Source organism: Caballeronia sp., assembly GCF_049581465.1.
Lineage (GTDB): Bacteria > Pseudomonadota > Gammaproteobacteria > Burkholderiales > Burkholderiaceae > Caballeronia.
In genome coordinates this window covers 1-5,452 of record NZ_JBAUSA010001313.1, presented here as the reverse complement: position 1 = coordinate 5,452, position 5,452 = coordinate 1, and the positions used below count along the sequence as shown (strand labels likewise).

The 5,452-nt window shown below is 58.7% G+C and carries 5 protein-coding genes; 3 read left to right on the top strand and 2 right to left on the bottom strand.

Annotated features, from left to right (window positions below; translation table 11 throughout):
• Positions 1–423, bottom strand: a 423-nt coding sequence (locus WCA53_RS31855) for a response regulator (RefSeq protein WP_423921113.1), incomplete at its 3' end; no start/stop codon positions are given.
• A gap of 197 nt (positions 424–620) precedes the next feature.
• Between WCA53_RS31855 and WCA53_RS31850 the strand changes: the two genes are divergently transcribed.
• The 3 genes from WCA53_RS31850 to gudD all read left to right on the top strand — a co-directional run bounded on the left by WCA53_RS31850 (position 621) and on the right by gudD (position 5,102).
• Positions 621–2,081: an amidase gene (locus WCA53_RS31850; RefSeq protein WP_423921109.1), complete on the top strand. Its 1,461-nt coding sequence runs from the start codon at positions 621–623 to the stop codon at positions 2,079–2,081.
• Between the two features lie 19 nt (positions 2,082–2,100).
• Positions 2,101–3,405 carry a purine-cytosine permease family protein gene (locus WCA53_RS31845; RefSeq protein ID WP_423921106.1) on the top strand — a complete coding sequence of 435 codons (1,305 nt, stop codon included), beginning with the start codon at positions 2,101–2,103 and terminating at the stop codon, positions 3,403–3,405.
• 347 nt (positions 3,406–3,752) lie between these two features.
• Positions 3,753–5,102 (top strand): glucarate dehydratase, encoded by a 1,350-nt coding sequence (gene gudD, locus WCA53_RS31840; protein ID WP_423921103.1) that lies wholly within the window; start codon positions 3,753–3,755, stop codon positions 5,100–5,102.
• A 57-nt stretch (positions 5,103–5,159) separates the two neighbouring features.
• Here gudD and WCA53_RS31835 read toward each other — a convergent pair.
• The coding region (locus WCA53_RS31835) for an RDD family protein (RefSeq protein ID WP_423921100.1) at positions 5,160–5,452 on the bottom strand (293 nt) is incomplete at its 5' end.

Genomic DNA, 5,452 nt, shown 5'->3' with positions numbered 1-5,452 from the left:
CATCAAGCTCCTGCCTCGCGTGTCTAGTTTGAATCGCCCGAATGACAGCGTGGAGGCAACGGCTACGGAGCGGCTGTGTCCAACGCGGCGCAGCAGATTGCGCACGCGCGGCAGCAGTTCACGTTCGTCCAGCGGTTTGGTGACGTAGTCATCCGCCCCATATTCCAGGCCGAGGATGCGATCGATCTTGTCGTTACGACCAGTGATCAGGATGATGCCGATTTCCGATTTCTCACGTAACTCGCGTGTCAGAGAAAGGCCGTCGCGTCCGGGCAATCGAATATCCAGCAAAACCAGGTCGATGAGTTTGACGTGCAGGATTCTGTCGAGTTCGTCTGCATCGGCCGCGCAATAGACCTCATAGCCTTCAGCTTCGAGAAACCCTTTGAGCGTTTCTCGAATGGAAGGATCGTCGTCGACCACGCTTAACCGCTGCCCCGCCTTGTGCTCTGGCACAGCTGACACCCCATTAGGAAACCGGCTTCGCGTTTCACCCGTCTGAGGCAGGTTCTATTCACAAATTTTAACAAAACTACCGACACTGTTCAACACACGGTGTGGACTCGTTCACAAGTTCTTCCCAATATCAGAACATCGCAAAACTATTAACGGAGACGGAGATGGACGTAGCACACACTATTTGTGGGATGGATGCGACCGCGCTTGCCGAAGCAATCCGCACGAAACAACTTTCGCCGGTGGAAGTGGTCGATGCGCATCTGGAGCGAATGGAGAAACTCGAGCCTTCGATCCACGCGTTCTGCACCGTGACGGCGGAAGCCGCGCGCAAAGAGGCGCGTAACGTCGAAGCACGTATCCTTCGCGGTGAAAAGGTCGGTGCGCTTGCAGGCGTGCCGGTCGGTATCAAGGACCTGGTCTCTACGGCAGGAATCCGGACGACGTCCGGGTCTGTCGCGTATCAGGACTTTGTTCCAGACGAAGACGATGTGGTCGTCGAGCGCCTGAAGAAGGCCGACGCGATCATCGTCGGAAAAACCAATGTTCCGGAATTCGGCTATAGCGGCGTCGGCCACAATCCGATCTTTGAAACGACGCGCAACCCCTGGAATCTTGACCTGACGCCGGGAGGGTCCAGTGCCGGTTCCGGCGCAGCCGTTGCCAGCGGCGAGATTCCCTTTGCGATCGGGAGCGACGGCGGCGGTTCCATCCGCATCCCTGCCGCGCATTGCGGCATCTACGGCATCAAAGCTTCCATGGGGCGCGTCCCGTTGTATCCCGGCTGCCGCGACGAACGCTACCCTGGTGTGTCGAGCTGGGAGAGCCTCGAACACATCGGCCCGATGAGCCGTACTGTTGCGGACAGCGCGCTCATGCTGTCCGTCATCGCAGGTCCCGATCCGCGCGATCGCCATTCGCTGCCGTCCGCTGACTTCGACTGGATGAAATCGCTGGACGGCGATCTTAAAGGGCTGCGTGTTGCCTACAGTCCGGACTGGGGCTATGCAGCCGTCGATCCGCGCGTGCGTCGCGTTGTCGACGACGCCGTGCGTGTCTTCGAACGCGATCTCGGTTGTACCGTGGAAATTGCGCATCCCGGATGGAGCGATCCTTTCGACGCATTCTGGGCAATTGTCGCAATGGACACCGATCTCAAGGGCATGCGCGAAATGGCCGCCCAACACGGCAAGGAGATGTCGCCGCACCTCACGGCGTTTCTCAATCATCCTTGGACGGCAGAGGACTTCACCAATGCAATGGTGACGCGCAAGTCGGTCGTCAACAAGATGTGGCGTTTCATGAGCAACTACGATCTCCTCCTGACGCCCACGCTAACGGTTCCGCCCTTTCCGGTTCATACCCAGGGGCCCGAGAAAACCGACGGACGCATGGTCGCGCCGACACAGTGGCTCTCATTCACGTATCCGATCAATCTCACGGGACAGCCGGCCGCATCCGTCCCGGCGGGCTTCACCGATGATGGACTGCCTGTCGGCTTGCAGATCGTTGGACGTCATCTCGACGATGCGCTGGTGCTGCGTGCCTCGGCGGCATTCGAGCAGGCACGTCCGTGGCGCAATCGTTGGCCGAGCCTCGTCGAGAACGCCGGTCTCTCACGTTAAACCAGGGAGTGGGAACGTCATGAGCAAGTCGACCGAACAACATTCGCTTCACTCAGAGTTCGAACACGAGCCAGTCCCCCAGTCGCATCGCCATTCGTTGTCGTCCGTGGCGGCAGTCTGGTTCGGCTTTCCGATGATCATCACGAATGCCGTCTTTGGCGGCATCATTGCCTACAACCTTGGCTTCGCCAAGGCGTTGTTGGCGGTCCTGATCGGCAATGCCATTCTTTTCGCGTATGTCGGCGCGTTGAGCTTTATCGCCGGAAACACCGGCCGCAGTTTCGCCCTTCAAGCCGAGCACACGTTCGGCAAAAAGGGTTACGTGATCACATCGGGCTTCCTGGCAAGCGTCGTCATAGGGTGGTATGCATTCCAGACCGGGCTGACCGGGACGACCGTGCACGCTGCGTATGGATGGAACGAGACGACGACGATCATCGTGGCGATGGTGCTCTATACCGGCGTGACGTTCATCGGTATTCGCGCACTATCGATCGTTGGCATGATCGCGGCGCCGCTGTACGTGATCCTTGGAGCCGTGGCGCTTTATCTGGTGAGCTCGGAACATTCGCTTTCGCAGGTGATCAGTTACAACGGGCTCGGCATGAACAGCGCAATGTCTGTTGGAAGTGCTGTGACGGTGGTCGTTGCAACGTTCGCCGATTCGGGAACGATGACAGCGGACTTTACACGCTGGTCCAAGGATGGTAGGTCCGCGATCTATGCGATTTTCACGGCGTTTCCAATAGCTAATATTATCGCGCAGCTCTTCGGCATCCTGATCGTTTGCGCGGGTGCCGCCGTCGCTCCGGCCACGAATGGCGGAAACTTCATGCCGGTCCTGACCGGCCACGGCGGCGTGCTGTCGGCGATTGCGCTGGTCTTTGTCTTCGTAAATCTCGGCTCCGTGTGCACGCACTGCTTGTACAACGGTGCAGTGGGCTGGGGACGAATCGCGAAGAAGAAGATGAGAACAATGACTATTGTTCTCGGGGTGCTGGGTGGTCTATTGGCGCTCGCCGGTGTCTGGAGTCTGTTCCTCAACTGGCTTAACCTGCTGGGAATTCTCGTTCCTCCGATCGGCGCCGTCATCATTGTCGATCAAATGCTGATCCGCCACTACTCGCAGACGCAAGCGGTCGAAGATTTTCGCGGAAGCGCATTTCTCGCCTGGGGCGCGGGCGCGGTTGTCGCGGTGCTCGTTCACTATCTGGCGCCGTGGTTCTCGGAAGCGCTCGCGGGCATGCTGGTTGGCGGTGCAGTCTATTACGTCTTGTCGCGAGCCGCGGGGCGCGCGGTGCGCCAAAGTGGCAGCGTAATCTAAGAGGCCCGATGTCCGTTCGCGTATAAACGCGTGGCGGCCGCTTTTGTGCATATGATGCGCAATCGCGGCCGCTTTTCGTCTATCACCGATTTTATTGTCGGACGTCCTAATTCGCCTTCGGCTAGCGATGATCTGATTGAAGTATATTCCCTGCAATGCTGTAGATTCCCTGAGGGGCCAGCTCTCTCGCCTCGGTACAGCCGCCAATATCGAATCGAGCCTCGCGTATCTAACCGACGAGCCGGCGGCGTTCGTGGAGTACAGCCAACTGCGTCGAAATCATTAATAGCACGCACTCGGCAGCGCCCGCCAGCGTACAGCCTTTTAATTCACCAGGGTCCATTCTCATGTCCACGAACTCAATCAAGTCCAACACAACCCCCACCGTCACCGAGCTGCGGGTCGTGCCCGTCGCTGGCCGCGACAGCATGTTGATGAACTTGAGCGGTGCACATGGCCCGTTCTTCACGCGCAACATCGTGATCCTTAAGGACAGCGCCGGAAACACGGGCGTGGGCGAGGTTCCTGGGGGCGAGAGCATTCGCAAGACCATCGACGACGCGCGCCCGCTGGTTGTGGGTCAATCCATCGGCAACTTGCAAGCGGTTCTCAACAGGGCTCGCACACAATTCGCCGACCGCGACGCCGGCGGCCGGGGTCTCCAGACATTCGATCTGCGAACGACGATTCACGCGGTCACAGCACTCGAAGCGGCACTGCTCGATTTGCTCGGTCAGCATCTCGGCGTGCCCGTCGCCGCATTGCTTGGCGAAGGTCAGCAGCGCACCGAAGTCGAAATGCTCGGCTACCTGTTCTATATCGGCGACCGTAAGAAGACGGACCTGCCATACGCAAGCGGTGCGGACGGCAGCGATGACTGGTCGCGCTTGCGCACCGAAGAAGCGATGACAACGGAAGCGGTCGTCCGTCTGGCGGAAGCTGCTCAGGCTCGCTACGGTTTCAACGATTTCAAGCTCAAAGGCGGCGTGCTTCCCGGCGATGCCGAAATCGAGGCGGTGACCGCGCTTGCCGAGCGATTCCCGAAAGCACGCGTGACACTCGACCCCAATGGTGCCTGGTCGCTTGCCGAAGCGGTACGTCTTTGCCGCGACCAGCACCACGTACTGGCTTATGCAGAAGACCCATGTGGCGCAGAAAACGGCTACTCAGGACGCGAAGTGATGGCGGAGTTCCGCCGGGCAACCGGCCTTCCGACCGCCACCAACATGATTGCAACCGATTGGCGTCAGATGGGTCATGCCATTCAATTGCAGTCAGTCGACATCCCGCTTGCCGATCCGCACTTCTGGACAATGCAGGGCTCCGTGCGCGTCGCGCAAATGTGCAATGAATGGGGTCTTACGTGGGGCTCTCATTCGAATAACCACTTCGATATTTCGCTGGCCATGTTCACGCAAGTGGCAGCTGCGGCGCCGGGGAAAATTACGGCCATCGACACCCACTGGATTTGGCAAGATGGCCAGCGTCTCACACGTAACCCACTGCAGATTGTCGACGGAAAAGTGAAAGTCCCTGAACAGGCTGGGCTTGGCGTGGAGCTTGATATGGATGAGCTTGAAAAGGCTCACGCGCTCTACCAACAGCACGGCCTGGGTGCGAGGGATGATGGCGTCGCGATGCAGTATCTGATTCCGAACTGGAAGTTCGACAACAAGCGTCCGTCCCTCGTGCGCTAAAGCCACCCACTGCCCCCTCTGGCAGCGTCTATCGGCGTTGCCAATTTACACCGCTGCCTATTTTTCCGAAGGACTGCTATCAACGAGTCCATCGTCGATGACCACGGTGTTGGCTATCCGATCGTGCAAACACTGCTTTCGCTCGTTGAATAGAACCCACAAGAATCCTGCACCGAATGTCGCGAAAGTAAGCAGATAGCCTAGTGTGCGCAAACCCGCTTGCCTCACGGTCATCCGTCGCCCCGTGTCCGCATCGACTATCCGAAGATGTAATGCCCGCTTCCCCGGTGAAGGGCCCCATACGGCCCACAGTACGCCGGTAACGAGTATGGGTAAGCACTGTCCAATGA